Here is a 717-nt window from a genome sequence, read left to right on the forward strand (position 1 = left end):
TGCACGCCAGCGCGTGCGCGCGAGCGAACTGCAAGCCACGGAGCTGCCCGCAAACCGCATCCTGCTGATCGAAAACGAACGCAGCCTGCACCAGCTGCCCACGCCCCTGCCGGACACCATCGCCGTGCTCGGCAGCGGCCTGAACCTGGCCTGGCTCGCCGCCCCCTGGCTGCAGGGCCGCAGCGTGGCCTATTGGGGCGACATGGACACCTGGGGCCTGGCCATGCTGGCCACCGCGCGCCGCCACCTGCCCCATCTGCATGCGCTGCTGATGGACCGCGCCAGCTTCGATGCACACCAGCCCCTGGCCGTGGCCGAGCCCGTGCATGCGCGCGACCGACCGACCGAAACCCTGCTGCCTGAAGAAGCCGCACTGGATCGGCACCTGCGCACGCTGGAAAAAGGCCGCCTTGAACAGGAATTCCTGCCGGCCCCGGTGGTCGCGCAGGCGATGCAAGCCTGGGCCAAGGCAAGGCCAGAGGATGCNCGGCACCTGCGCACGCTGGAAAAAGGCCGCCTTGAGCAGGAATTCCTGCCGGCCCCGGTGGTCGCGCAGGCGATGCAAGCCTGGGCCAAGGCAAGGCCAGAGGATGCTTACTAAAATCAGCCTCCAAGGCTTACGCAGCAAGCGCTAAACGCTATCAAAATAATAGTTTAATTTTCTGCGTTCTGTGGCGCCATGCCACACTACTGTATGTCTCAACAGGAATGGGCCGC

At 65.5% G+C, this 717-nt stretch carries 1 protein-coding gene; it reads left to right on the plus strand.

Annotated features, from left to right (window positions below; all coding sequences use genetic code 11):
- Window positions 1-601 (plus strand): DUF2220 domain-containing protein (locus QZH66_RS17605; protein WP_305807119.1); only part of this gene is annotated, 601 nt, incomplete at its 5' end.
- Window positions 602-717 lie beyond the last annotated feature (116 nt).

This window comes from Stenotrophomonas sp. YIM B06876, assembly GCF_030711595.1.
Lineage (GTDB): Bacteria > Pseudomonadota > Gammaproteobacteria > Xanthomonadales > Xanthomonadaceae > Stenotrophomonas.